This is a genomic window from Streptococcus mitis, from assembly GCF_019929545.1.
GTDB lineage: Bacteria > Bacillota > Bacilli > Lactobacillales > Streptococcaceae > Streptococcus > Streptococcus mitis_BU.
Window position 1 is genome coordinate 1 of the sequence record NZ_JAHZPT010000059.1, and the last position, 1,370, is coordinate 1,370.

1 protein-coding gene is annotated in these 1,370 nt (G+C 35.4%); it reads right to left on the reverse strand.

What is annotated here, in order from left to right:
* Positions 1–60: 60 nt before the first annotated feature.
* Positions 61–1,257 carry a hypothetical protein gene (locus K1I71_RS09480; RefSeq protein WP_223330852.1) on the reverse strand — a complete coding sequence of 399 codons (1,197 nt, stop codon included), beginning with the start codon at positions 1,255–1,257 and terminating at the stop codon, positions 61–63.
* Positions 1,258–1,370 lie beyond the last annotated feature (113 nt).

Below are 1,370 nucleotides of genomic sequence, written 5' to 3' on the forward strand. Positions count from 1 at the left end.
AATAACCTCATCTTATGATAAGGCTATTATCTCATATTTTGGTGTCCATTGGATAGGTTTTTAGAGGTGCCCTTTAATTTTATCGTTTGTGTCAAATTTCAAAAAAGCGCCATCTTCAAGCAATTCTTCAGTATCGTCTCCAGTTCCTAACTCATAATCACTTGAAGAATCTTTAAATTTAGTTCCAGATGAAATTATTCCATCAGATGAAACTGTTCCAATCGCATAATTGATGATAGTTCCATCAGATAACAAACGTTCACCTTTTACGGTCGCATATCCTGTAGCGGGAGGAATCGGTTCTGTTTCAATTCTATTAATTTCAATCTTTTTAATGTGTTTTTTAGCATTTGACCCTACTGCGTAAGTATCTTTATCAAGAACAAGAATTGAATCGCCACTTTTAAGAGTTACATTTTCTTTTGTAAAATCTTTTGCAGTAGACAAACCATTCTTCCATGTTGCTACAGCTACGTCCTGGTTTGCAACACTGTCAGCAACCACATATTTACCGTATTGGCCATCTGCAGTTTCTTCAACAATATAAACCTTACCAGTCAGCTTAGTGTAATCAACTTCCCCAGCTTTATTTTGCAATCCCTCTGGAGATACAGCAGCTTCAATATTATTGAACTTAGTCTTATCATAATTAAAGCTATTAGTTCCTTCTAGCTCTGAACGAACATATTCATAAGTTTTACCGTTTGCTTTAATTTGTTTTTCTTTGCCTGTTGCATCTGATAAAGAACTACCTGTTTTTTCTACAACAGATTCACGATAGTTCTTACCGTCCGTATCGTAAGCAAGTCCTTTTTTATCATAAGGAGTCGTTACAGTCCCAGAACCAAGCTGAACCTTTTCTGATTTCAAAACAGATCCATCAGAATCTAACTTGTAATTTACAGTAGCTTCTGCTTTTAAGTTTAATACGTCTGCACCATCAGACTCTCCAACGCTTTTATTTGCTTTTGTTGGTTCAGCAACATCTTTATCTAATATTGCATCTACTTTTACGACATTAGAGGGGTTCTCATCATCTCTAAATGTAGCTGATGATGCAGACGAAACCTTCGCTGTGTCACTAACCAAAGTTGCTGAGCTGTTATTGCTAGATACAACGTCAGCCTGAACAGCATTTGCTCCAACAGACAAACCAATCCCTACAGCTAAAACAGTCGCACCAATTAATTTAGAATCAGTACATCCGTTCTTATACCTACGAAAAGAAAATTTTTCTTTTTGCTCTTTTTTAAACATAATGAAACCAGTCCTTAAATTTTATAATTTATTACATTAGGGCACCTCTAAAAACTCCACTCTTATCACAAAAGAAAAAATCAACTGTATGTGTCTCATTTAGTTGGCACATT

Coding starts and splice junctions, on each gene's coding strand:
- K1I71_RS09480 (WP_223330852.1), bottom strand. CDS start 1,257: ATGTTTAAAAAAGAGCAAAAAGAAAAATTTTCTTTTCGTAGGTATAAG.